General features: G+C 72.0%; 23 protein-coding genes and 1 pseudogene. 15 read left to right on the top strand and 9 right to left on the bottom strand.

Features of this window, described 5'->3' with window-relative positions:
- Positions 1–91 precede the first annotated feature (91 nt).
- Positions 92–1,330, top strand: coding sequence for a GTP-binding protein (locus tag FHX73_RS43645; RefSeq protein WP_145911692.1), 1,239 nt, complete (start codon positions 92–94; stop codon positions 1,328–1,330).
- Positions 1,331–1,402: 72 nt separating this feature from the next.
- Here the strand turns inward: FHX73_RS43645 and FHX73_RS43640 are convergent, their stop codons facing one another.
- Positions 1,403–1,969, bottom strand: a complete 567-nt coding sequence (locus FHX73_RS43640; protein WP_145911691.1) for an ArsR/SmtB family transcription factor — start codon at positions 1,967–1,969, stop codon at positions 1,403–1,405.
- A gap of 129 nt (positions 1,970–2,098) precedes the next feature.
- Here FHX73_RS43640 and FHX73_RS43635 point away from each other — a divergent pair, with 129 nt between their 5' ends.
- Together FHX73_RS43635 and FHX73_RS43630 are read left to right on the top strand one after the other, a co-directional pair.
- Complete coding sequence (locus FHX73_RS43635) at positions 2,099–3,046, top strand: DUF2218 domain-containing protein (RefSeq protein ID WP_145911690.1); 948 nt, start codon at positions 2,099–2,101, stop codon at positions 3,044–3,046.
- Positions 3,047–3,225: 179 nt separating this feature from the next.
- Positions 3,226–3,651: a hypothetical protein gene (locus FHX73_RS43630; RefSeq protein WP_145911689.1), complete on the top strand. Its 426-nt coding sequence runs from the start codon at positions 3,226–3,228 to the stop codon at positions 3,649–3,651.
- Positions 3,652–3,715: 64 nt separating this feature from the next.
- Here the strand turns inward: FHX73_RS43630 and FHX73_RS43625 are convergent, their stop codons facing one another.
- Entirely contained in the window at positions 3,716–4,462 is a 747-nt protein-coding gene (locus tag FHX73_RS43625; RefSeq protein ID WP_145911688.1) for a serine hydrolase, read from the bottom strand.
- Positions 4,463–4,559: 97 nt separating this feature from the next.
- Between FHX73_RS43625 and FHX73_RS43620 the strand changes: the two genes are divergently transcribed.
- Positions 4,560–4,979 (top strand): cytidine/deoxycytidylate deaminase family protein, encoded by a 420-nt coding sequence (locus FHX73_RS43620; RefSeq protein WP_145911687.1) that lies wholly within the window; start codon positions 4,560–4,562, stop codon positions 4,977–4,979.
- Positions 4,980–5,013: 34 nt separating this feature from the next.
- A complete protein-coding gene (locus tag FHX73_RS43615; protein ID WP_145911686.1) occupies positions 5,014–6,078 on the top strand; it encodes a hypothetical protein in 1,065 nt (354 codons plus the stop codon).
- Positions 6,079–6,081: 3 nt separating this feature from the next.
- Here FHX73_RS43615 and FHX73_RS43610 read toward each other — a convergent pair whose 3' ends face one another.
- Entirely contained in the window at positions 6,082–6,606 is a 525-nt protein-coding gene (locus FHX73_RS43610) for a hypothetical protein (protein ID WP_145911685.1), read from the bottom strand.
- Positions 6,607–6,798: 192 nt separating this feature from the next.
- On the bottom strand, positions 6,799–8,322 hold the full coding sequence (locus FHX73_RS43605) for an FAD-dependent monooxygenase (RefSeq protein ID WP_145911684.1): 1,524 nt from the start codon (positions 8,320–8,322) through the stop codon (positions 6,799–6,801).
- Positions 8,323–8,406: 84 nt separating this feature from the next.
- Between FHX73_RS43605 and FHX73_RS43600 the strand changes: the two genes are divergently transcribed.
- The 3 genes from FHX73_RS43600 to FHX73_RS43590 all read left to right on the top strand — a co-directional run bounded on the left by FHX73_RS43600 (position 8,407) and on the right by FHX73_RS43590 (position 10,055).
- Positions 8,407–9,054 (top strand): TetR/AcrR family transcriptional regulator, encoded by a 648-nt coding sequence (locus FHX73_RS43600; protein WP_145911683.1) that lies wholly within the window; start codon positions 8,407–8,409, stop codon positions 9,052–9,054.
- Between the two features lie 78 nt (positions 9,055–9,132).
- A complete protein-coding gene (locus FHX73_RS43595; RefSeq protein WP_145911682.1) occupies positions 9,133–9,624 on the top strand; it encodes a hypothetical protein in 492 nt (163 codons plus the stop codon).
- Complete coding sequence (locus FHX73_RS43590) at positions 9,621–10,055, top strand: hypothetical protein (protein WP_145911681.1); 435 nt, start codon at positions 9,621–9,623, stop codon at positions 10,053–10,055. The genes FHX73_RS43595 and FHX73_RS43590 overlap by 4 nt, the downstream gene beginning before the upstream one ends.
- On the opposite strand, the gene FHX73_RS43585 is transcribed toward FHX73_RS43590, so the two are convergent.
- Both FHX73_RS43585 and FHX73_RS43580 read right to left on the bottom strand, forming a co-directional pair.
- Entirely contained in the window at positions 10,045–10,809 is a 765-nt protein-coding gene (locus FHX73_RS43585) for a metallophosphoesterase (protein ID WP_145911680.1), read from the bottom strand. The two genes, FHX73_RS43590 and FHX73_RS43585, sit on opposite strands and share 11 nt — an antisense overlap.
- On the bottom strand, positions 10,806–11,873 hold the full coding sequence (locus tag FHX73_RS43580) for an NAD(P)-dependent oxidoreductase (RefSeq protein ID WP_281292794.1): 1,068 nt from the start codon (positions 11,871–11,873) through the stop codon (positions 10,806–10,808). Before FHX73_RS43580 ends, FHX73_RS43585 begins: the two co-directional genes overlap by 4 nt.
- Between FHX73_RS43580 and pdxR the strand changes: the two genes are divergently transcribed.
- Complete coding sequence (pdxR, locus tag FHX73_RS43575; protein ID WP_145911678.1) at positions 11,786–13,183, top strand: MocR-like pyridoxine biosynthesis transcription factor PdxR; 1,398 nt, start codon at positions 11,786–11,788, stop codon at positions 13,181–13,183. The two genes, FHX73_RS43580 and pdxR, sit on opposite strands and share 88 nt — an antisense overlap.
- A 20-nt stretch (positions 13,184–13,203) precedes the next feature.
- Here pdxR and FHX73_RS43570 read toward each other — a convergent pair whose 3' ends face one another.
- Positions 13,204–13,659 (bottom strand): VOC family protein, encoded by a 456-nt coding sequence (locus tag FHX73_RS43570; protein ID WP_145911677.1) that lies wholly within the window; start codon positions 13,657–13,659, stop codon positions 13,204–13,206.
- A gap of 38 nt (positions 13,660–13,697) precedes the next feature.
- Here FHX73_RS43570 and FHX73_RS43565 point away from each other — a divergent pair, with 38 nt between their 5' ends.
- The 4 genes and pseudogenes from FHX73_RS43565 to FHX73_RS45915 all read left to right on the top strand — a co-directional run bounded on the left by FHX73_RS43565 (position 13,698) and on the right by FHX73_RS45915 (position 16,320).
- The gene (locus FHX73_RS43565) at positions 13,698–14,162 is read left to right on the top strand and encodes a DUF6193 family natural product biosynthesis protein (RefSeq protein ID WP_145911676.1); all 465 of its coding nucleotides are present in this window, start codon (positions 13,698–13,700) and stop codon (positions 14,160–14,162) included.
- A 906-nt stretch (positions 14,163–15,068) separates the two neighbouring features.
- Positions 15,069–15,346 (top strand): annotated as a pseudogene (locus FHX73_RS47005) (NF041680 family putative transposase); the annotation flags it as partial.
- 75 nt (positions 15,347–15,421) lie between these two features.
- Entirely contained in the window at positions 15,422–15,733 is a 312-nt protein-coding gene (locus FHX73_RS43550; protein ID WP_170305349.1) for a transposase, read from the top strand.
- On the top strand, positions 15,664–16,320 hold the full coding sequence (locus FHX73_RS45915; RefSeq protein ID WP_211786528.1) for an IS3 family transposase: 657 nt from the start codon (positions 15,664–15,666) through the stop codon (positions 16,318–16,320). Before FHX73_RS43550 ends, FHX73_RS45915 begins: the two co-directional genes overlap by 70 nt.
- A 75-nt stretch (positions 16,321–16,395) precedes the next feature.
- Here the strand turns inward: FHX73_RS45915 and FHX73_RS43540 are convergent, their stop codons facing one another.
- Entirely contained in the window at positions 16,396–18,123 is a 1,728-nt protein-coding gene (locus FHX73_RS43540; RefSeq protein WP_145908878.1) for an IS1634 family transposase, read from the bottom strand.
- A gap of 130 nt (positions 18,124–18,253) precedes the next feature.
- On the opposite strand from FHX73_RS43540, the gene FHX73_RS45405 reads away from it, so the two are divergent.
- Together FHX73_RS45405 and tgmC are read left to right on the top strand one after the other, a co-directional pair.
- Positions 18,254–18,664 carry an IS3 family transposase gene (locus FHX73_RS45405; protein WP_342795374.1) on the top strand — a complete coding sequence of 137 codons (411 nt, stop codon included), beginning with the start codon at positions 18,254–18,256 and terminating at the stop codon, positions 18,662–18,664.
- A 206-nt stretch (positions 18,665–18,870) separates the two neighbouring features.
- Positions 18,871–20,013, top strand: coding sequence for an ATP-grasp peptide maturase system methyltransferase (gene tgmC / locus FHX73_RS43530; RefSeq protein ID WP_145911672.1), 1,143 nt, complete (start codon positions 18,871–18,873; stop codon positions 20,011–20,013).
- 122 nt (positions 20,014–20,135) lie between these two features.
- Here the strand turns inward: tgmC and FHX73_RS43525 are convergent, their stop codons facing one another.
- Positions 20,136–21,272, bottom strand: a complete 1,137-nt coding sequence (locus FHX73_RS43525; protein WP_145911671.1) for a barstar family protein — start codon at positions 21,270–21,272, stop codon at positions 20,136–20,138.
- Between the last annotated feature and the right edge of the window lie 189 nt (positions 21,273–21,461).

The raw sequence follows: 21,461 nt of genomic DNA, 5'->3' as shown, positions 1-21,461 counted from the left end.
GCCGGGCACGGGCAGTGAGCAGCACCGGGTGCACTGGCGGCCGCCGCACAGCATAGATGAAAACGGATGTCATTTCGCTATAGTCCTCGGCATGACCACCGAGCTGCTCCCGACCCCACTGCCCGTCACCGTGCTCTCCGGCTTCCTCGGCGCGGGCAAGACCACCCTGCTCAACCACCTGCTGCACAACCGCGACGGGCTGCGCGTCGCGGTAATCGTCAACGATATGAGCGAGATCAACATCGACGCCGCCCTGGTCCGCGGCGGCGGCGCCGAACTCTCCCGCACCGAGGAGCGGTTGGTCGAGATGACCAACGGCTGCATCTGCTGCACCCTGCGCGACGACCTGCTGGAGGAGGTCGACAGGCTGGCCCGGTCCGGCCGCTTCGACTACCTGCTGATCGAGTCCAGCGGCATCTCCGAACCCATGCCGGTGGCCGCCACCTTCGCCTTCCCGCGCGACGACGGCGCGACGCTGGGCGACATCGCCCGGCTCGACACCATGGCCACCGTGGTCGACGCGGTGAACTTCCTCCCCGAGCTGCGGGCCGGCTACGACCTCAGCGAGCGCGGCCTCGACCAGTACGAGGACGACGAACGCACCGTCAGCGACCTGCTGGTGGACCAGGTCGAGTTCGCCGACGTGATCGTGCTCAACAAGACCGACCTGGTCAACCCCGAGCAGGCCGACCAGCTCGCCGCCGCGCTCAGCCGCCTCAACCCGGCCGCCCGGATCGTCCGTTCCTCCTTCGGCACGGTCGCGCCGGGCCACCTCCTCGGCACCGGGCTGTTCGACCTCGCCCGGGCCCAGGAGGCGCCCGGCTGGGTCGCCGAACTCAACGGCGACCACGTGCCGGAGACCGAGGAGTACGGCATCTCCAGCCTGGTCTACCGGGCCGACCGCCCGTTCCACCCGCAGCGGCTCTGGGACCTGGTCGGCCTGCGGCTGGACTCCGGCGAGTTCGGCACCGTGCTGCGTTCCAAGGGGTTCTGCCGGCTCGCCACCCGACCCGCCGTCACTGCCCTGTGGTCCCAGGCGGGTTGCGTCGCCCGGCTGGAACCGGCGGGCGCGCACGCGGACGACGCCGGAACCGAGCCGGCGGGGCACGGGGGAGCGGCGCATGGGGCAGCGGGGCACTCGTCAGCGGGGCGCGAGCTCGCCCAGGGGCAGGAACTGGTCTTCATCGGCACCGGGCTGGCGGCCGACGGCCTGCGGGCGGCACTGGACGCCTGCCTGCTGACGGACCGTGAGCTCGCCGACGGCCCGGCGGCCTGGGCCGGCTACCCCGACCCGTTCCCGGCCTGGGAGGTGCACTGCCCGGTCGGCTGAGACCGGCCCGGCCCGGGCAGGTAGGGCCGGCGCCGTCACCCGGCCGACGGCGCCGGGCCCGCCGAAGCGGCGTCAGTTCCCTTCGTCCGGCGGCAGGCTGGGCACGTCGGCGCGAAAGAGGCTGACCAGCAGCCCGTAGGCCTCGCCGCTCGCGGGATCCGTCGGCGCCGGCTCGTCGGCCATCGCCCGCAACCGCACCTCCATGGCCTCCGCCTCGGCCCGGGTGAGCCAGAGGTGGCGCAGCACGGTGTGGGTGGCCTGGCCCGGTTCGGGCGGCAGCATCTCGTCGAGCGCCGCGTTGATCAGGAACTGCGCGCCGGCCTTGGCGTCCGGGTGGAACTTGAAGCTCCGGCTGACCAGCGCGAAGTACTGCTCGGTGCCGCCGCGCACCTGTCGGGTCTCGGCGAGCCGGACCATGCCGGCCTCGCGCAGCACCCGCACGTGGTAGCCGATGGTGCCCTTGCTCATGCCCAGCGCCTCGGCCAACTGGCGCAGTGTCGCGGGGCGCTGGCGCAGGGCGTTGACCATGCGGTGGCGCACCGGGTGCCCGAGGGCCTTGAACTGCTCTGCCGACTGCAGCACCAGGTGCTGCTCCCCGCGCTCGGCGTCGTTCTCGTCTTCGGAGGGCTGCTCGTCCATGCGGAAAGTGTCGGGGAATCCAAACGCTTTGACAACTCCGCCGCGCCGACCCCAGAATCCTGTCGTCAGGAAGTGGCGAGAAACCTCACCGCTTTCACCACGAACCATCACCAGACCTCAGGAGCACCCATGCCCATCTCCATCGCCCACGTCGCCACCACCCGTCCCGAGCGCTACCTCAAGCAGCTCGTCTCCCACCTGGGCCACAAGGCCACCACCTCGCTGACCCCCGACGGCCGCGGCACCGTCACGGTCGCCTCCGGCAGCTGCACCCTGCGGCCCACCCCCGACGAGCTGGTGCTGACCGCCACCGCGGTCGACGCCGAGTCGCTGGCCCGGGTCGAGGACGTGATCGCCCGTCACCTGGTGCGCTTCGGCACCCAGGACGAGCTGGTCGTCGAGTGGACCGCCCCGCTCGACGGCGGCGACCTGGAGCCCACCGCCCCCGTGGTCGGCGAGTACCTGCTGTCCCACCACACCCCGGCCGACGACATCCTCAGCGAGCTGGCCGCCGCTACCCGCGAGGCCACCTCCGGCGCCGCGCACATGCAGGTCGCCTCCGACGAGGGCGCGCTGCTCAGCATGCTGACCCGGCTGACCGGCGCGCGCCTCGCCGTCGAGGTCGGCGTCTTCACCGGCTACTCGACGCTCTGCATCGCCCGCGGCCTGGCCGCGGGCGGCCGGGTGCTCGCCTGCGACGTCAGCGAGGAGTGGACCGCGATCGGCGCGCCGTACTGGGAGCGCGCGGGCGTGGCCGACCGGATCGACCTGCGGATCGCGCCCGCCCTGGAGACGCTGCGCGCGCTGGACGCCGAGCCGGTCATCGACATCGCCTTCATCGACGCCGACAAGGCCAACTACCCCGCCTACTACGAGGAGATCGTGCCGCGGCTGCGGCCGGGCGGCCTGGTGGTGCTGGACAACGTCTTCCTCGGCGGCCGGGTGCTCGACCCCGCCTACCAGCAGGAGCACCACCTGGCGATGCGCCGGCTGAACGACCTGGTCGCCGCCGACGAGCGGGTGGACGCGGTGATGCTGCCGGTGCGCGACGGGGTGACCATCGCGCAGCGCCGCTGACCCCCGCCGCCCGTCGGGCACTTGAGAGCTTCGACACTTGGAAACCCAGTCGTATTGAACGCGTTCAAAGTCAGGCCTACAGTACTTCCAGCGCCTCCCTCGTACCGAGGGCGGCCGCTCATCGGTGCTGAGGGGGAGACATGCGCTGGGGATACCTGCGGTCCCGACTGGCGGTCGTCATGACGGGCACGGGACTGGGCCTGTTCGTCGCCGGGGCCACGACCGGCCTGCTCGCCGGCTCGGTGGGCGCGTTCGCGGAGGTCCGGTCCGGAGAGGGTGCCGCCGGGTTGCTCGCCCTGCCGGTGCTCGGCATGATCGCCGCGTTATTCGGCGCACCCGCGGGCATCCTGCCCGGCGCCGCGTCCGGGCTGCTGATCGCCTGCGCCGGCTCGCGCGGCCGGATCCGCGGCGGACTGCTGGGCTGGCTCGCGGCCCTGACCGCGGTCTGCACCCTGGCCCTGGAGGGGATCGGCGTGGGCCTGCTGACCGGCGACCGGGCCCTCGTGCTGCCCTTCCTGGCCGGCGTCCCGTTCGCCCTGTTCGCCACCCGCTTCCTCACCCCACAGGTGGGCGAGCTCAGCCGCCGGCTGACCGGGCGGCGCTGATCCGGGTTCAGCCGCCGCGCAGCGCAGCGGTGGCGCCCCACCGTCTTCGGTGACGCTGGTGACGCTACGTCAGACCGATGTCCCGGCGCCGCCGCCAGATGCCCGCCGAGATCCGGGCCAGCAGACCGGCAGCCGGATCGGCCACGTCCTCGCCGTTGGCCAGCGGACCGGTGTAGCAGACGCAGAGCACGTACGGACGGGCGTCCGGCGGATGCACCAGGGCCACCCCGTGCCGGGCACCGGGGAGCCAGCCGTTCTTGCCGGCCAGCCGGATCCCCGGCGGCAACCCGGCGGCCAGGTCGACCCGGTGGACGTTGTGCTCCAGCTCGGCCAGCACCGCCGGCTCCAGCGACTCCAGCAACCGGACCAGGTCCATCGCGCTGACCAGGTTGTCGATCCCCGCCTCCCGCGCCGCGACGTCCTCGATCCCTCGCGGACTGGCACCCACCGCGCCGGCCTCCCGCCACACCCGGGCCACCGCCTCGGACCCCACCCGCGCCAGGCAGAGATTGGTCGCCAGGTTGGAGGAGTGACTGACCATCCGCCCGGCCAGCCAACCGAGCGGCACCCGCTCCCCCAGCCGGCGCCAGGGCAGCGGATCGCTGTCGTACGACTCGGTGGCGCGGAACTCCCCGCCGGCCGCCGAGCGGAACCGGTCCACCACCAACACCGGTGTGTCCCAGGCGATCCCGCTGCGGTGCAGGGCGGCCAGCACGGCCACCTTCATGGTGCTCGCCGCCTGGTGCGGCACCTCCGCGTTGCGCAGCACCACCGGCGCCCGCCGCCAGGGCGCGACCACGACCGAGAGCATCCCGCCATGGTAGGTCCGCCCGCCGCCCGATTTCGGTAGCACCGCCGCCCGCGTTCCGGGCAGAATGATCACTCCCGTACGAACGAAGGCCGAACCGATGACCAGTCACCCCCACCCCGACGTCGACCACGAGCTCGTCGAGGCCGCCGCCGAGGTCGCCCGCACCCGCTGCCGGGGCGACAACCACACGATGGCCGCCGCCGCCCGCGCCCGGGACGGACGGATCGTCACCGCCGTGAACGCCTACCACTTCACCGGCGGCCCCTGCGCCGAACTGGTCGTCATCGGCACCGCCGCCGCCCAAGGCGCCTACGAGCTCGACACCATCGTCGCCGTGGGCGACCGCGAACGCGGCGTCGTCCCCCCGTGCGGCCGCTGCCGCCAGGTCCTGCTCGACTACTTCCCCACCATCCGCGTCATCGTCGGCGCCGGCGAGGACATCCGGGCCGTCCCGATCGCCGACCTGCTCCCGGTCGGCTACGTCTGGGCGGACCACCAGATCGAGGCCGACCAGTAGCCGGCCTGACGGACCCGGGCGGTACCGTCCCGGTATGTCGATCACCGCACAACTGCGCGACTCGGTGGAACTGCCGGGCGGCGACGCACTGGTCAACGGGTTCGCGTTCGAGGCCCGCCGGGCCGGAGCGCGGCGGGCGCTGCTGCGCCGCGGGGACGGGCTGGCGGTCTACCAGCTGGCGGACCTCTTCGCGCAGAACGCGGCGCCGGCCGTCGTCTTCCCCCTGCCGTGGCCGGGTTGGGCCTGGGGCGTGCACTCCGTCAGCCCCGACGGCCGGTTCGCGGTCTTCGCCGGGCAGCGCGCGGTGCGGGCCGTGGACGCGGACGGCCGCACGCTCTGGGAGTACCGGCACGCCTGTTGGGGCCCCGCGCTCGGCCACCCGCACAGCGGCGACGACCAGGAGGTCTGCCGGGGCAGCGAGCACGGCTCCTGCCGGGTCTCGGACGACGGCCGCCTGGTCTGGGCCCACGTGCTGGGCGAGGAGGAGGAGCTCTGGGTGGTCCTGGACGCCCGCGACGGCACCGAACTCGCCCGGCTCCCACTGGAGAGCGCCGCCTCCGGCTCGCACCAGCTCTCCCACCCGGACGGCGTGCACGTGGGCCTGTGCGTCGGCATGGGCCAGGACGGCATCATGACCTACTGGGCCCGCTGGGACGGCGAACAGCTGACCAGCTGGGACCTGAACGCCACCGAGGACCGCATCCTCGGCGACGTCCACCCCGCACACCCCGGCTTCCTGACGGTCGAACACTACGGCGCCGACCTACGACTGCACGCCCTGGACGGCACCACCCTCGCCACGGCCACCCCCGAGGAGGCCTGGGACTACGCCTGCGGCTTCGTCGACGCCGACACCGTGATCGCCTCCACCACCGAGGCCGACCAGGACCACGACGAGCCGCGCCACTGGCTCCTCGACGCCCGGACCCTGCGGATCCTCGGCCCCGTGCGCTACCCCGACGGCCCGGTCGACGGCTACGTCCGCCCGCTCGGCGACGGCAGCTGGCTGACGTACGACGACCGGGACGGGACCCTCAGGCGGTGGTCCCGTGCCGGTGCCACTGCACAGCCGAGGCCACACCCCGTAGCGCGCCTGTGAGTACTACGCCCAACCCGACTCCCCCTTCGCCATCGCCGGCAGCCCCAGTTCCCGCCGGGCCTGCGCGAGGAACTGCCGTTCGGCGGCCCACAGAGCCTCGAACGCCTCGGCGGGAACGTCACTCGCGCCGTGAGTGGCCCGCGCCGACGCGATCGTGCGCGCCTCGGCGACAAGAGCGTCGAGCGCGTTCACGGTCTGCGGCCATTCCGACACCAGCCTCGCAGCCGTCTTCGCAGCCTCCAGCCGCTCCACGTAGGGCCGGCCCGCCTCATCGAAGAACGGCATCGACACCCCGGCCTTCCTCGGGTGCGGAGCGGTCGTGATGCTGGCGGTGGGCTCCCGCATGAAGGCTATGTACTCGCGGAAGGCGGTCAGGAAGTCACGGTACGTAGCGAGCCGAATGTCCCTCCATTGGCGTGCGTGGTCGCGCCTCCAGAGCCGGTCCTGCGCCCTCGTCGACAGCCACCCGCCCAGCATCACAGCCAAGAGCGTGACCAGAGCCGTGATCCCGCTGTTCAAAAGGTCCACCCGATCCTCCCCGCCTTCGTCCTCGCGAACGCCTCATCCTCAGTGGACAGGTGACAGTAAGTCAGCGGTTCCGTCGAAGATCGTCGAAGATCCCGCTGACGGTCGCCCTTTCGGGAGGAATGCCAGCGGCGCCAACCATGATCCCCTCGTGGGTTCCGTCAGGGTTCGGGACCGCGTCCCGGCTGTCAACTGTCACGTACGTCCAGCCTCCTCCTGATGGCCCAGCAGCCCGTCCAGGTACGCCCGCACCGACTCCCCGTCAGCGGCCTCGGCCAGGAGCGCCACGTGGTTGTCGGGGCGCACCAACACCAGGCCGCCCCGCTCGCCCAACCCGTAGGCGCGCGGCGCGGGGGCGGTCAGGGCGTGGGTGTCGACGACGGGCGTGTGCGGGCCGAGCGGCGGGGGCGGGCAGCCGAAGGACAGCAGGGTGAAGTGCGGGCCGGCGAAGAGGTCGAAGAGCCGCACCTCACGGCAGAGGAGGTCGCGGCAGCGGCCGTCCGGTGCGCGGTCGCCCGGGGCGAGCGGGCCGTCGGCGCGGCCCGCCGCGAGTGGGCTCCAGCGGTAGTGCAGGCCGACTGGCGGGGCGAGCGCGGTCTCCACGCCGTTGCCGGGCCGGCGGACGGCGGCCACCGAGCGCGCGAGGCCCTCGCTGGTGATCCGCAGGGTGTCCGCGGCGACCGGCAGCCGCTCCTGTTCGTAGCTGTCCAGGAGCGCCGGGCCGGCCTGGTGACGGATCGTCAGGGCGAGCTTCCAGCCGAGGTTGAAGGCGTCCTGGACGCCGGTGTTCAGGCCCAGGCCGCCGGCGATCGGGTGCACGTGCGCCGCGTCGCCGGCCAGCAGCACCCGGCCGACCCGCAGCCGGTTCGTCATCCGGACGTTGACGCGCCAGGTGGAGAGCCAGGTCGGGTTGGCCAGCCGGATGCCGGACAGGCGGGCGTAGCGGTCGAACTGGCGCTGGAAGCCCGCGAGCGAGGGCGGCAGCGGGTGGCCGTCGGGGTCGCGTTCCGGGGCGGCCTGGAGCTGGAAGCTGTCGGTGCCGGGAACCGGCCAGAGCATCAGGCCGCCGTCCGGGCCGAACCACTGGTGCCAGACGTCGCGGCTCAGCCCGGGTGCCTCGACGTCGCCGCAGACCATCGCCTGCTCCTCCTCGCCGCGGCCCTCGAAGGCCAGGCCGAGGGCGCGGCGCACGGTGCTGCGGCCGCCGTCGCAGCCGACCAGGTGGGTGGCGCGGATGGTGCGGCCGTCGGCGAGGCGGGCGGTGACGCCGTCCGCGTCCTGGGTGAACCCGGCCAGCTCGGCACCGAGTTCGACGGTACCGCCGTGGTCGGCGAGGCGGTCCCGGAGGAGCTGCTCCAGTCGGGCCTGGCCGAGGAAGACGGTGCTGTCGTAGGGCTCCTCCGGGGTGGGGCGGCGCTCGGCGAACGGTTCGCTGTCGGCGGCGTGCGCGCCTTCGAAGTACTTCCGGTAGACCAGGTGGGACTGCCCCTCGGCCAGCACCCGGTCGGCCAGGCCCAGGTCGTGCAGCACCTCCATGCTGCGGGGTTGCAGGGTCTTGCCGCGGGACTCGCCGTGGTGCGCCGCACGCCGTTCGATCAGTCGTACCGCGACGCCCCAGCGGGCGAGTTCGCAGGCCAGGGTCAGGCCGGTCGGACCGGCGCCGACGATCAGTACCTCGGTGGCGGTCGTCGTTGTGCTGTCGGTTGGGTTCGATCGCATGGCGTCCAGTGAAGTCGAGCCCGAAGCAAAACACAACCAAGTTACATCATTGACCTGGTAACGCGAAGTGCTACTCTCGGTGCCATGGACGAGAGCACCCCCGGACTCCGGGACGCCAAGAAGCAGCGCACCCGCGACCAGCTCGCCGAGGTCGCACTCCGGCTCTTCCTCGAACGCGGCTTCGACGCAGTGTCGGTCGCCGAGGTGGCCGCGGCCGCCGACGTCTCCAAGCCGACCCTGTTCCGCTACTACCCGAGCAAGGAGGACCTGGTCCTCGACCGCTTCGCCGACCACCAGGACGAGGCCGCGCGGATCGTCCGCGAGCGCGCCGCCGGCGAGGGTCCGGTGCAGGCGCTGCACCGTCACTTCCGCGCGGCGCTCGCCGCGTTCGACCCGATCACCGGCCTCAACGACCACCCCTCGGTGATCGACGTGCAGCACCTGCTCTACGGCACCCCGAGCCTGCAGAGCCGGCTGACCCACTACACCGAGCGCGAGATCACCCTGCTCGCCGAGGCACTCACCGCCGACCCGCTCGCCACCGACCCCCTCACCGCGCGCCTCGCCGCCACCCACATGATCGCCACCCGCCACGAACTCGGCCGCGCCAACTGGCACCGCATCAGCACCGGCCGGTCCGCCGCCGATTCGCTCCCCCAGGCCCTCGCCGACGCCGACCGCGCCTTCGCCCTGCTGTCCTCCGGCCTGGACGCCGCCCTGCGGGAGGAGTAGCGGGCCTGCGGCCGCACCCGCGCCGGTCGCGCGGGAATCACGTTGTGGCGCGGGGGCCGACACGGTAGACAGGTGGCGATGACGATCTTCCACTGTTCCGCCTGCGGTGCCGCCCTCACCGGCACGCTTCAGCTCCTCCCGGCCGTTCCCCCGCGACACGTGTTCGACGGCGTGCTCGTCGACGGTCGGCGGCAGGCCCCGCCCACCGTGCCCCGGGGTGGTTACGCCGTCGATCCGGAGCCGCACGGGCCGCCGTTCGTGCCGGCGCCGGACCAGGACGGCTTTCCGCCCGCCTACCCCGGCGGCCCGTGCACCAGCGATGTTGACGGAGTGATAGTCATCTCGGCCGGTCCGCGGAACACCTTCGTGCTGCACCCCGAGGACGCGCCCGACCTCACCTGGCACGCGACACCGGACGGGCCGCCCGGCTGCTGCGGCGCCCCCGGCGACGGCCCGCCCAATCAGGCCTGCCGGTGCGGCGTCGTGGTCGGCAGCGTGATGTCGGACTGCTTCACGCCCTACGAGCTGCACCTGCTGCCCGACGCGGTCCGCGCCGCTCCCGCCCCGTGAGCGCGACCCCGCCCGACGAGCACGAGCAGCGCGCTGCCGTTCGGCGCGCCGACTCGCCGGACTGGTCCGTCCGCGCCGCCGCCGGGCGGCAACTCGCCGCGGCGGAGCGGCTCGACGAGGTGGCCGAGGTCCTCGGCCGCCTCCTCCTGGATCCCCTGGACACGGCCGTCACCCAGGAGACGGCCGTGGCCCTGCTCGCCCGCAAGGACACCGCCGGGCTCCGACTCGTGCTGCTGGCCCGCAGCCGGGCCGTCGAGACCTGGACCGCGGACGAGATCAGCGCCGAGCTGTACGGCGACCCCGACTGGCTGACGCCCGACGGCGCGGACCGGATGACCCGTCAGCTGCGCGACCTGGCGGCGCAGGATGACGACGCCGGTGTCCGCGACGAGGCGCGGCGGGTCCTGGCGAGGCTGGGGATCAGCCGGTGACGCACCGGTAGTGGGTGGTCAGCCGTCCCTCGTCGTCCAGCACGTGGAAGGCGAGGGCGGGCGGCTGGTCGAGGTGGACGTGGTCCTCGGGGTGCGCGTACCGCTCCCAGGGGAGCCGGATCGTGGAGACCACCCCTGGCGCCACCAGCAGCGGGCGTCCGGCGAAGGTGGTCGCCGCGGCGGTGTGGGCGTGCCCGCACAGGAAGGCCACGAGGTTGGGGTGACGGTTCGTCAGCTCGGTGAGCCGCTCCGCTCCGAACTGGCGGATGCCGTCGACGAACGGGGCGTGCAGCGAGGTCGGCGGGTGGTGGAAGCCGACCAGCACGGGCACCTCGGCCGGGGTCCGCGCCAGCACGTCCTCCAGCCATGCCAGGGTCTCGTCCTCCAGGAAGCCCTCGTCCTTGCCCGGCACCGAGGAGTCGCACAGTGCGATGACGAAGCCGGCGGTGCGGTGCACCTGGTTGACCGGTGCGGTCGGTACCTCTGCATCCGGCTGGCCCAGCAGGAACTGCCGGAACGCCGCGCGCTCGTCGTGGTTGCCGGGGCAGACCAGGACCGGGTGCCGGGAGGTCAGCAGCCGGCGGGCCTGCTCGTACTCGGCGGGCCGGGCGTGGTCGGCGATGTCACCGGTGACCAGGACCGCGTCCAGGTCATGGGGGAGGTCTTCGAGGTAGTCCATGACGGCCCGGGTGCGGTCGGAGCTGCGCTGCCCGTCGTCGATGTGGGTGTCGCTGAGGTGCGCGATCACGATCACTGCTGGGGCCCTTTCTTCACAGCGTGAAGTATGTGGGCCAGCACGGCCGAGTAGTCCTGGTCGGCGCGCCCCGCGCGTTCGGCGTCGCGGAGCCAGTCCCGGGCCGCGGCGGTCAGACCGAGGCCGGGCCCGCCGTCATCGGCCGCACCAACCGCGCCGACCTCACCCGCCACCTCGGCGACGAGGTCGGCGTCCTTGCGGGCCAGGGCGAGCGCGAAGCGCGCCGGGTACTCGTCGGCCTCGATCGCCGGGCGTCGACGCGCGGCCTGCGCCGCCAACGGCGTCACGGCCAGCACCTTGTGCAGGACCTCCCACGACAGCCCCAGTGCCCCGCCCAGCGCGAGGGACTCGCCCAGCACGCCCAGCACACCGAAGAGCGCGTTGTTGGCGACCAGCTTCGCCGCCGTGCCGGCCCCCAACTCCCCGACGTGCAGCGGTGAACCCAGCTGCGACAGCAGGGGCAGACACCGTTCGGCCAGCACCGGCGGGCCACCCACCAGGATCCGCAGGGCTCCTGACGCGGCCTCGGCCACACTGCCAAGCACCGGGGCGTCCAGCAGTCCCGTGCCGGCGGGCAGCGCATCCGCCAGCCGCGCCACCGCCGCGGGCGACACCGTCGACATCTGGATGACCACCGCCCCCGGCCCGATCCCAGCGGCGATCCCGTGCTCGCCCTCGGTCACCGCCAGCAGCGCCGGCGGGTCCGTGACCATCACGATCACCGCCTCCGCCCCGCGCACCGCGTCCGCCGCGCTCTCCGCCACCACGGCGCCCGCCTCCCGCAGGGCCACCGCCCGCTGCGGCGAGCGGTTCCAGACGGTGACCTCGCAACCGTGCCCCAGCAGCCGGCGGGCGATCGGCGCACCCATCGCGCCGAGCCCGATGACAGCGACCCGTTTCATACTCATGCCCCCTTCGTGCAAACTCTTGGCCCCGAACCTAACGGACCACCGGACCAGAAATAAGATCCGGTTCCATGCTGAATTCCTGGTCCAGTTCCCGACTCGACCTGCACATCTCCCCCGATCCCGGGGGCGGCCGGCGCTCCGGCCTGGAGTCCGCACTCCGAACCGCGATCCGCGGGGGTCGCCTGCCCGCCGGGACCCTCCTGCCGTCCACCCGCGGCCTGGCCCAGGAGCTCGGACTCTCCCGCGGCACCGTCAGCGCCGCCTACGACCAACTGGTCGAGGAGGGCCTGCTGACCACCCGTCCGGGATCGGGCACCAGAGTGGCCGACCTACCGCAAGCGGCCCAGGCCCCCGCACGCCCCGCGCCCGCGCCGACCGCCCCCAGCCACGACCTTCGCCCCGGCCTGCCCGACGTCAGCGCCTTCCCCACCCGGGCCTGGCTCGCCGCCACCCGCCGCGTGCTCACCCACGCCCGCCCCGAGGTCTTCGGCGGCGGAGACCCCCAGGGCCGGATCGAGCTGCGCACCGCCCTCGCCGACTACCTGGGCCGCACCCGCGGCGTGATCACGACGCCGGACCGCATCGTGATCACCTCCGGCTACTACCAGGGCCTGGGCCTGCTCGGTGGCGTACTGGCCGCGTCCGGCACCCGCACGGCGGCCGTGGAGGACCCGGGCCACAACCTCTTCCGCGAGGTCGTCCAGCGCTCCGGGCTCACCACCCTCGCCCTGCCCGTCGACGCCCACGGCGCCCGCACCGACGAGCTGACCCAGCGCACGGGAGCGGCCTTCCTCACCCCCTCGCACCAGTACCCGACCGGCGTCCCGCTGCATCCGACCCGCCGTCAGACGCTCTGCGCCTGGGCCCGCTCCACCGGCGGCCTGATCGTCGAGGACGACTACGACGGCGAATACCGCTACGACCGCCAGCCCGTCGGCGCCCTCCAGGGCATCGCACCCGACCGGGTCGTCTACTGCGGCACCGCGTCCAAGACCCTCGGCCCCGCCCTGCGCCTGGCCTGGCTGGTGCTACCGCCCCACCTGGTGCAACCGGTGCTGCGGGCCAAGCAGCAAGCCGACCTGTACACCGAGACCCTGGGCCAACTCGTCCTCGCCGACCTGATCACCACGCACGCCTACGACCGCCACATCCGCGCCGCCCGCCTGCGCTACCGCCGACGCCGCGAACTCCTCCTCGGCCGCCTGGCCGCCCACCCCGGCCTCACCGCCCACGGCGTACCCGCCGGCCTGCACACCCTCGTCACCCTCCCACCCGACGGCCCCACCGAAGACCACCTGCTCGCCGAATGCGCCCGCTCCGGCGTCGCCTTGCGCGGCCTCACCGAACTCCACCACGCCCGCGCCGACCGCCCCCAGGGCCTGCTGATCGGCTTCGCCGCCTCCTCCGAGCGCGCCTACCCGGCGGCCCTGGACGCCTTGTTCGGCGTCCTGGCCTCAACCGCATGAGGACTCGTGCGCCTACTCGCCTAAACGACGCAGAACTCGTTCCCCTCGGGGTCCCCCAGCAGGGCGCCGTAGAGCGCCGCGTCCGACTCGTCGGTGATCCGCAGCACGGCGGCACCGGCCGCGGTGAGCCGCTCCACCGCGGCGCCGACCCGCTGGACGCGGACTGCCAGGGGGACCTCGCGCCCACCGCCCACCTTCACGTCAAGGTGCAGCCGGTTCTTGGCGACCTTCGGCTCGGGAACCTGCTGGAACCACACCCGCGGCCCCCGTCCCGCCGGATCGACGATCGACTCCGCCATCTCCCCGGCCCCGACGGGCAGTTCCTCCTCGGGCACGCCCACGGCCACCCAGTACTCGCGCCAGGTCGAGTACCCGCTCGGCGCCGGCTCGGGCACGTACCCCAGCGCCTCGGCCCAGAAGCGCGCCAGCCGCTGCGGGTCGGCGCAGTCGATCACCAGTTGCCACGTCGTCTCCATGTCTGGAGGATGCCAGCCGGGTCCGACACACTGTGGCCGTGAACACCCAGGACCGGACACCCCGTCACCAGCCGCCCCTGCCGGCCCGCCCGGTGCTGCCGGACCTGGCCGCAGCCCGCCGCCGCGGCCCCACCCACGCCGTCGACGCCGCCTGGCAGGCCCTGCACCTGCGCTGGCAGTGGCACCACGAGACGCACCGGGCCCGCCCGTTCCCCGCCCTCCTCCCCCTCTGGGAAGCCGCCGCCGCCCAACCACGACTGCGCCGGCTGTACCCGTTCACCAGCCACTACACGCTGCGCTTCAGCAGCACCACCACGTTCCCGTGGACCCCACAGGCCGGCCTGATCGAGCCCCTGCACAACGGCCGCTTCACCGTCCGCAGTTGCCACCCCAGCGCGGTAGTCGGCGAGGTCGGGAACGCCGAGGACGCGGTGGCCCTGCTGCTGGACCTGCTGCCCGCCGACTCAGATCCTGTGGTCACCAGCGGGCAGGAGGACGCGTGACGCTGCCTGACGGGGTGCGTCGCCGGGGCGTCAGCACCGGCCCGCCGTCGACGGGGTGAATGCGACCGGCAGTGACGGCTGGGGGTGACCCGCCGCAGTGTTGGTATGAGAATGCGCACCGATCGAGGTACCCACGTCGGGCGCGCGTGGGGTCGCCGACCATCTCGCCGAACTCCGTTTGAAATAAGGCGCGTTCGACCTCGATGTGACCACCGAAGGTGGCCGGTTTGTCTCATCGAAGCTGTACCACCAGGTCCAGGGGTGATGCTTCGGCCCAGTCTGCTGTGCCTGAGTGCCGTGGTGGGAGGCTAATTGGGTTGGCGGGTTCCTCGGGGGGTGTTAAAAACTGCGGGTGATGGTGTTCGCGTGTGTGGCCTGTGATTCTGCGATCACGGGACCGTTGACCGAGTTGACTGAGATCCCCGTTCGTCCGATGGACCAGGGCTATTCGAAGGACGGTGGGACGCGGACGGCGTCCGCCACCGTGCCGCGGGGGTGCTTCGCGGTGGAACCGGAGCCTTGGGGCGCACCGTTCATGCTGTGCGAGGACCCGGTGGCGATCTTCCCGGGCGGCCCGTGCGTTGGTGGTCCGGACGGTGACTACTTCCTGATGTCTGCAGGGCCGCGAGGGACTGTGGTTCTTCATCCTGACGACGCGCCGGGCCTGGAGCCGGTCCGTGCCCCGAGCTTCGACGATGTCGGCTGTTGCGGCTTGTCGGGCCGGGGCGGGGTAAACCGCCGGTGCCCGTGCGGTGCCCCGGTGGGCACGGAGATCAGCGACTGCTCGACCCCGTACGAGCTGCACCTCGACCCCGGAAAGGTCCGTCAGCTCGCGGTCTGACGGAGCTACGGTTGCTGTTCATCGCCAAGGCCACCAGCCGTGCCGTCCAACCGCTGATGAACGGGCAGACGGTCGGCTGGACCCGGCTCAAGCCCCCCCGAAGAGGCGCACCGCTGGACGTGGCTGATCAGCGGTGCACACACCCAACCCAGTCTCACCCGGCCGCTTGCCGAGGACATCCGCCGCCCCCTGGGAGAGACCAGTGGGACCGAACAGGCTTACCCCGGCCTGGGTCTGCCGGGGGTTCAGGAACCTCGGCCCGGCTTTGCCCTGCCTGGCCCGTGCGCCGAAACCATCGCGGCCCGGCCTCGGCAGACCGCTCGGCTCGAAGAACCAACGGCCCGCCACTTGAGGTTCCCCCGGGGTGCGGCAGGTCGTCGGATATGGCCTGATGGGCCATGAGAAGGGAGCCTCTGCGATGGCTGCACCGATGAAGTACCCGCCCGAGTTGCGGCAGCGTGCTGTTGCCGCGTACCGCTCAGCCGACCCGAAGCCGGTGATCCGTCAGATGGCCCGCGATCTGGGCGTGCACCACGAGGCCCTGCGCAACTGGATCCGCCAGGACGAAGCAGACCGGGGCGAGCGCGAGGACCGGCTGACCACCGTCGAGAAGGAGGAACTGGCCCAACTACGCAAGGAGAACGCCGAGCTGCGCCGGTCCTGCGAGATCCTCAAGGCCGCCTCGGCTTTTTTCGCCCAGGAGCTCGACCCGACCCGGCGACGGTACTGAAGCTCATCGACGAGCACCAGGACCGCTTCGGGGCCGAGCCCGTCCTCCGGGAACTGCACATCCCCGCCTCCACCTACTACCGCTGGCGCCGAGAGATCCACGAGCCGTGCGAGCGCAAGCGCCACGACGCCGAACTGACCGAGCACATCCGCCGCATCCACACCGACTCCGACGCGACCTACGGCTCCCCGCGCGTCCACGCCGTCCTACGACGCGAGGGCACCCACGTCGGCCGCAAGCGGGTCGAGCGCCTGATGCGCCAGGCCGGCCTTCAAGGCGTCAGCCCGCGCCGGCCCCGCGGCTTCACCCGCCGCGACCCGGCAGCCGACCCCGCCCCGGACCTGGTCCAGCGCGACTTCACCGCGAGTGCCCCCAACCGGCTGTGGGTCGCCGACATCTCGCTGATCCCCACCGGCCAGGGCCCGTGGTGGCTGGCCACGATCCGCGACGCCTTCTCCCGCCGGATCGTGGGCTGGCACACATCCGAACGAGCGGACGCCGACCTGGTCCTCACCGCATTGGAGTACGCCCTGCACCCCGAGTTCGACAGTTGGCGGGCACACGATCATGTCGGATTTCGGGTGTGACCTGCGGGAATAGGCGTGAGGTGCCGTCGGGGGCGTGTGTCCACGCCTCCGACAGGTCTTTGTCCTGGTCAGGGCCTATTCGGCGGTGGTGAGGCCGCTCAACTTTGCCGGCATCGGGATGCCGCAGCTCTTGAAGATCCGCTCGTGGGTGTCGGTGGTCTGGGTGGTCTGTTCGAGCCGTCCGGCGGGCCCGGCGAGGGTGACCTGATGGATGCGCTGCAGTTCGGTTCTGATGGTCCGCCAGGTGAGGTCGGTGCGGCGTTCGGCGACGCGGATCAGTAGCAGCGCGAGCCAGCAGAGCAGGACGTGAGCGCGGATGCGGTCGTCGAGGCGGTGGTAGACCGGCCGCAGATACAAGGTCGACTTCATGGTGCGGAAGGCTCGTTCGGCTTCCAGGAGGTTCTTGTAGCCGAGTGCGACATCCTCGGCCGTCAGGTCCGGGTCGGACGTGGCCAGCAGGTACTTCCCGTCGAGGTTGGCCTCGGTCTTGGCCTTGGCGCGGTCGATGGACAGTCGGCCGGTCGTGGACTGCTTGAGCCAGCGGCCGAGGGAGGGGTGGTCCCGCAGTGCGCACTCGGCCTTGCGGTGGGGCGCGTCGGACGGCATGACGGCTCGCTTGAGGCCGGCCTTGGCGGCGCGCTCCCTGGCCTTCTTGGCGTCCGCCGCGCGGGCGGCGGCGATCCGGTCGAGTTCTTCGGTGATCGCCTGGAGTTGCTGCTCGCGCCGAAGCTTGTCCCGTTCGGCTTCGGCGGGGTTGTGGCAGATGATCCAGCGTCTGCCGGGATCGGAGTCCAGGCGGACCTCCTTGACCCGCAGGTTGTCCCGGACGTGCTGGTAGCGGCCCTGCCTGGCGAGGGCCTCGGCAGCTTTTGCGGAGCCTTCGCGCATCTTGACGCCGGTGATGTAGTGCCCGCCGGCGCGGGCGAGGCAGGCGAGGTTGGCCTCGCCGGAGAAGCCGGAGTCGGTGACGGTGACCACCCGGCCCAGGCGCCAGGCCCGCAGATCGGCTTTGACCTGCTCGATCACGCTCTGGTCGCTCGTGTTCCCGGCCCAGGTCCAGCAGCGGACCGGGATGCCCTCGCGAGTGACGGCCAGGCCGATCACGACCTGCGGGAGGTCCTTGCGGTGGTCCTTGGAGTGCCCGTAGCGGCGAAGGGCCCCGTCCGCGGTGTCGGCGTCGTCGCGTTCGAAGTAGGTGCTGGTGGTGTCGAAGAAGATCAGGTCGACCTCTAGGTCGAGGAGGTTCGCCGCGGCGAAGAACACCGCTTCCTGCACGGCGGATTGGGTGTCTTCGCCGACGAGCAGATCCATGGCCCGGTAGGCGTGCTGTTCGGCGATCTCACCCGCGCCGGGGATCACCACGTCCCGACTCGCCCACTCACTCGCGGCCCGCTTGGAGTCCGGTGCCACCGCCCGGTTGGCGACCAGCGCGAACAGCGCCCGCTCCACGTCCGTGCGAAACCGGCGCGCGTCCAGCACCTTGGCCAGGGCCTGGTCGATGCCCAGCAGCTTCCACAGGCCGTCCAGCAGCCAGACCGCACCGAGCGGGCGGGAGGCCACCACCTCCAGCGGGCCACCCTCGACGCCCAGCGGCTCGGCGACGTCCACGTCCGTGTCGCCGAGGTAGCGGTTCAAGGACGCGACCAGACGCCGCAGGGAGTCCAAATCAAGCTTGTCCTCCCGCCCGAGGTTGAGCAGCACGTCAGCCTGCGTCGTGCCGCCCACCCGCCGGTTCGTGGCCAGCTGCACGTACCGAACAACGCTGCCGTCCTTGTTCCGCCGCTGGGTCTTCCGCACGTACATGCCCGCATGATGCCCAGTCAGCCCGGGCCACAGCAGCAGAACACCTGAACTCGCGTGCCCGCAGCCCGATACCGCTCCAGACCACTCAAATCACGCTGACCTGCGATGACATCCGATCGCACCCGGTCGTGTGCCCGCCAACTGTCGAAGCCGGGTGCACGGCCGCCCCATCGAGCCCGGGAAGCTGATCCACCACAGTGACCGTGGCTGCCAGTACACGTCCGTCAAGCTCACAACTCGTCTGCTGAAGGCAGGAATCGAGCCGAGCATGGGAAGCGTGGGCGACTCGTTCGACAATGCCCTCGCGGAGAACTTCTGGAGCGTCCTGAAGACCGAGTGCGTGCGCCGCACGACTTTCGAGACCCGCACCGACGCCGACCTCGCCCTGTTCGCCTACATCGACGGCTGGTACAACACCCGCCGCATCCAGAAGCGACTCGACTGGCTCAGCCCGGACGAGTACGAGACGAAGTACTACGCCGACCAGGCGACGACCGAACCGATGACAATCGGACCACCCACACCCGTTCTGACCAGCTAATCAGCGCCTCTCGCACAGCGGGGGAAGCTCAACTCGCTACAACATGGGCAAGGCCGTCCGGTCCCCCGAGACCATCATCGAACGCGACCGGATCAGAGCATAAAGAACAACTTGAGTGCAAACGGCCAGTGGGCGTGGCAGCCGGCACAGACCACCGGAGCCATCGCCCAAGCTCTCACCGACCAACTGGAGAAAGGCCCCGACACGTGAGCACATCGGATCAGCTCCGCAGCGCCCTGGCGGACAGGCTCGCCGAGGACGGCGCCCTCGCCGAGCCCGAGTGGCGCAGCGCGGCCGTCGCGGTTCCCCGCGAGCTGTTCACGGGGTCGTACTTCCTGCCGGTGGCGGGCAGCGTCCCCACCGGCTACCGGCCTGTCCGGGAGGGCGATCCCGGGTGGCTGGAGGGGGTCTACTCCGACGAGACGCTGATCACCCAACTGGACGGCCGGGTCAGGCCCGACGACGTGACCGAGGATGCCGTGACCGGTTCCCCGTCGTCCTCGTCCACCCTGCCGTCGCTGGTGCTGCGGATGTGGCAGCAGCTCGGCGCGGAGGCAGGTCACCGGGTGCTGGAGATCGGGACCGGAACCGGATACTCGACCGCCCTCGGCGCGCACCGCCTCGGGGACGCCAACCTGACCAGCATCGAGTACGACCCGGTGGTCGGCGGGGCTGCTGCCACGGCGCTCAAGGCGGCCGGTTACGCGCCTCGCCTGATCATCGGTGACGGGCTGCGCGGCGACCCGGAGGGCGGGCGCTATGACCGGCTCATCGCCACCTGCTCGGTCCGGTACGTCCCGCTGCCGTGGCTGCACCAGGTGAAGCCCGGCGGAAAGATCCTGGCCACCATCTCCGGGTGGAGTTACGCCAACGCCCTCGCTCTGCTCGACGTGACCGGCCCCGGAGAGGCCAGGGGTCGCTTCCTCCCCGGCTACACCAGTTTCATGATCGCCCGGCCGCACGACCGGCCGCCCCGTCCGATGCTGGCCCTCCTGCCCGGAGACGAGCGTCCGAGCCGGATCGACCCCGCGAAACTCGATGACTGGACCGGCGGTTGGGTAGCGCAGCTCGCCGCACCCTCGGCCGAGCGCATGGGGGCGGGGGCGGAGCAGATCCTCTGGGACGTGTCCACCGGTTCACAGGCCCGCACGACCGCCGACCCCGATGGCGGGTGGACCGTCATCCAGCGCGGTCCCGTTCGTCTCTGGGATCGGGTGGAACGGGCCGTGCAGCGCTGGCAGGACGCCAACGAGCCCCACCAGGAGCAGTTCGGGATCACGGTCTCCACTGCCCGTCAGCGCGTGTGGCTGGGCACCGAGGACGGCCCCGGGTGGGACCTGCCGATCTGACACGCGCGGGCCAGGCGGTCAGCACCGCGCACAGCCCGACGAATGGACAGTGGACAGACGGGGCACCGTCCCGTTCGGTCAAGAGCCGGGCTGGGCTCTTCCCACAGAAGCCTTCGTGCGGGCTACCGGAGCACGACCGTGACGCCGCGCTGTTCGAGGAGTCGCACGATCTCCTCGAAGTAGGAGAGCTGGCCCTCCGGATCCTCTACGACGTCCGCCAGTGCGCGGCGTGCGACTTCGGAGTCGTGCCAGGTCAGGGTGAAGGGCGGTGCCACTCCGAATCCACCGCACAGGCAGTCCCTGAAGGCGTTCCACTCCCGGCCGAAGTAGCGGCCGGGGCCGAGCAGGGCCTCGCCGATCGCGCAGTGCAGCCCGGGGACGTCCGTGACGAACCGGCCGTCGAGGTGGTGGTCGCCGCCGGAGCGGTCCGGTCGGGGCGCGGGCACCCGCCAGGCACGGGTGGTGAGGTCGAGCCACGCGGCCCTGCCCTGCGAGTCGTACGGCGCCCACAGGTTGGGGGCGGCCGGCGGGCCCTGGTACCACTGCGCCCAGATCGGGCGGGCCGCCGGCGATGGTCGGTCGGCGCCGCCGTCGGTGAGGGTGATGTCTTCCAGTCCATCGCCGAGCACGGACGGGCGCGCTCCGGTGATGGCCAGGTCGACGGTGCGCGAGGCCATCACAGCGCCGTGGCGATCCAGTACCAGGAGATCGGCCCAGCCCGGTGTTCGCCGGCGCGGTCGCCGAGTCCCCATGAGCACTGGCTCCGTGGCCTCGCAGCCGATCAGCTCCATCGGGACGGGAGCGGGGTCCGCTCGCTGCTTGAACAGACCGTCCACGGCGGAGCACCGGCCCGCGCTCGCAGCAGCAACCATCCGTCCCGCGAAGAGCTCGAAGCGTGGTGTCGCTGGCAGTTCGAGGAAGCTCTCCTCGTTCCTCACGCCGGCGCCGAGCACGATGTCGTACCGCGCCGGGTCGCCGGGGTGGGGTTGACGGGCCACCACGACCGCATCGACGAGAGTCCACCACTGCACGGGCTGCTCGTCGTCCCAGACCTCGACGCACATGTCGCCCAGGCTCCGCATCGAGCTGTCGGGCTCGGCCAGGACCTCGCTCAGGAGACCGTCGGGGCTGCATCCGCGCAGGGTGAGGATCTCCCGTGGCGGCGGGACCGGGTCGACGAACAGCCCTTCAACGCCCGCGCACCTCCCCCAGAGCTGTTCCACGCCGTCCTCGTCCTCCTGGACGACGAGGTACTTCACCGGGAAGCCCCGATCCCACCGAACGTGATCTGTGATGCGCACCCAACCCCCGAACACGTGAGCAACCTGCGCGCCTACGATACGGGCCCCCTCCCGGGTCGGGCAGGAAGGGGACGGGCTGCCGGTTCGGTTACGTCTCGTGGACAGCGCCCGGATCACGTAGGCGCGTGTGCGCTGCCTGACGAGGCG

The sequence above is a fragment of the Kitasatospora viridis genome (genome assembly GCF_007829815.1).
Classification (GTDB): Bacteria; Actinomycetota; Actinomycetes; order Streptomycetales; family Streptomycetaceae; genus Kitasatospora; species Kitasatospora viridis.
This window is presented reverse-complemented; position numbering and strand designations above follow the sequence as displayed.

Excerpts from the sequence above, each read along its gene's own strand:
- FHX73_RS43645 (WP_145911692.1), top strand. The coding sequence starts at position 92 with ATGACCACCGAGCTGCTCCCGACCCCACTGCCCGTCACCGTGCTCTCC.
- FHX73_RS43640 (WP_145911691.1), bottom strand. The coding sequence starts at position 1,969 with ATGGACGAGCAGCCCTCCGAAGACGAGAACGACGCCGAGCGCGGGGAG.
- FHX73_RS43635 (WP_145911690.1), top strand. The coding sequence starts at position 2,099 with ATGCCCATCTCCATCGCCCACGTCGCCACCACCCGTCCCGAGCGCTAC.
- FHX73_RS43630 (WP_145911689.1), top strand. The coding sequence starts at position 3,226 with ATGACGGGCACGGGACTGGGCCTGTTCGTCGCCGGGGCCACGACCGGC.
- FHX73_RS43625 (WP_145911688.1), bottom strand. The coding sequence starts at position 4,462 with ATGCTCTCGGTCGTGGTCGCGCCCTGGCGGCGGGCGCCGGTGGTGCTG.
- FHX73_RS43620 (WP_145911687.1), top strand. The coding sequence starts at position 4,560 with ATGACCAGTCACCCCCACCCCGACGTCGACCACGAGCTCGTCGAGGCC.
- FHX73_RS43615 (WP_145911686.1), top strand. The coding sequence starts at position 5,014 with ATGTCGATCACCGCACAACTGCGCGACTCGGTGGAACTGCCGGGCGGC.
- FHX73_RS43605 (WP_145911684.1), bottom strand. The coding sequence starts at position 8,322 with ATGCGATCGAACCCAACCGACAGCACAACGACGACCGCCACCGAGGTA.
- FHX73_RS43600 (WP_145911683.1), top strand. The coding sequence starts at position 8,407 with ATGGACGAGAGCACCCCCGGACTCCGGGACGCCAAGAAGCAGCGCACC.
- FHX73_RS43595 (WP_145911682.1), top strand. The coding sequence starts at position 9,133 with ATGACGATCTTCCACTGTTCCGCCTGCGGTGCCGCCCTCACCGGCACG.
- pdxR (WP_145911678.1), top strand. The coding sequence starts at position 11,786 with ATGCTGAATTCCTGGTCCAGTTCCCGACTCGACCTGCACATCTCCCCC.
- FHX73_RS43570 (WP_145911677.1), bottom strand. The coding sequence starts at position 13,659 with ATGGAGACGACGTGGCAACTGGTGATCGACTGCGCCGACCCGCAGCGG.
- FHX73_RS43550 (WP_170305349.1), top strand. The coding sequence starts at position 15,422 with ATGGCTGCACCGATGAAGTACCCGCCCGAGTTGCGGCAGCGTGCTGTT.
- FHX73_RS43540 (WP_145908878.1), bottom strand. The coding sequence starts at position 18,123 with ATGTACGTGCGGAAGACCCAGCGGCGGAACAAGGACGGCAGCGTTGTT.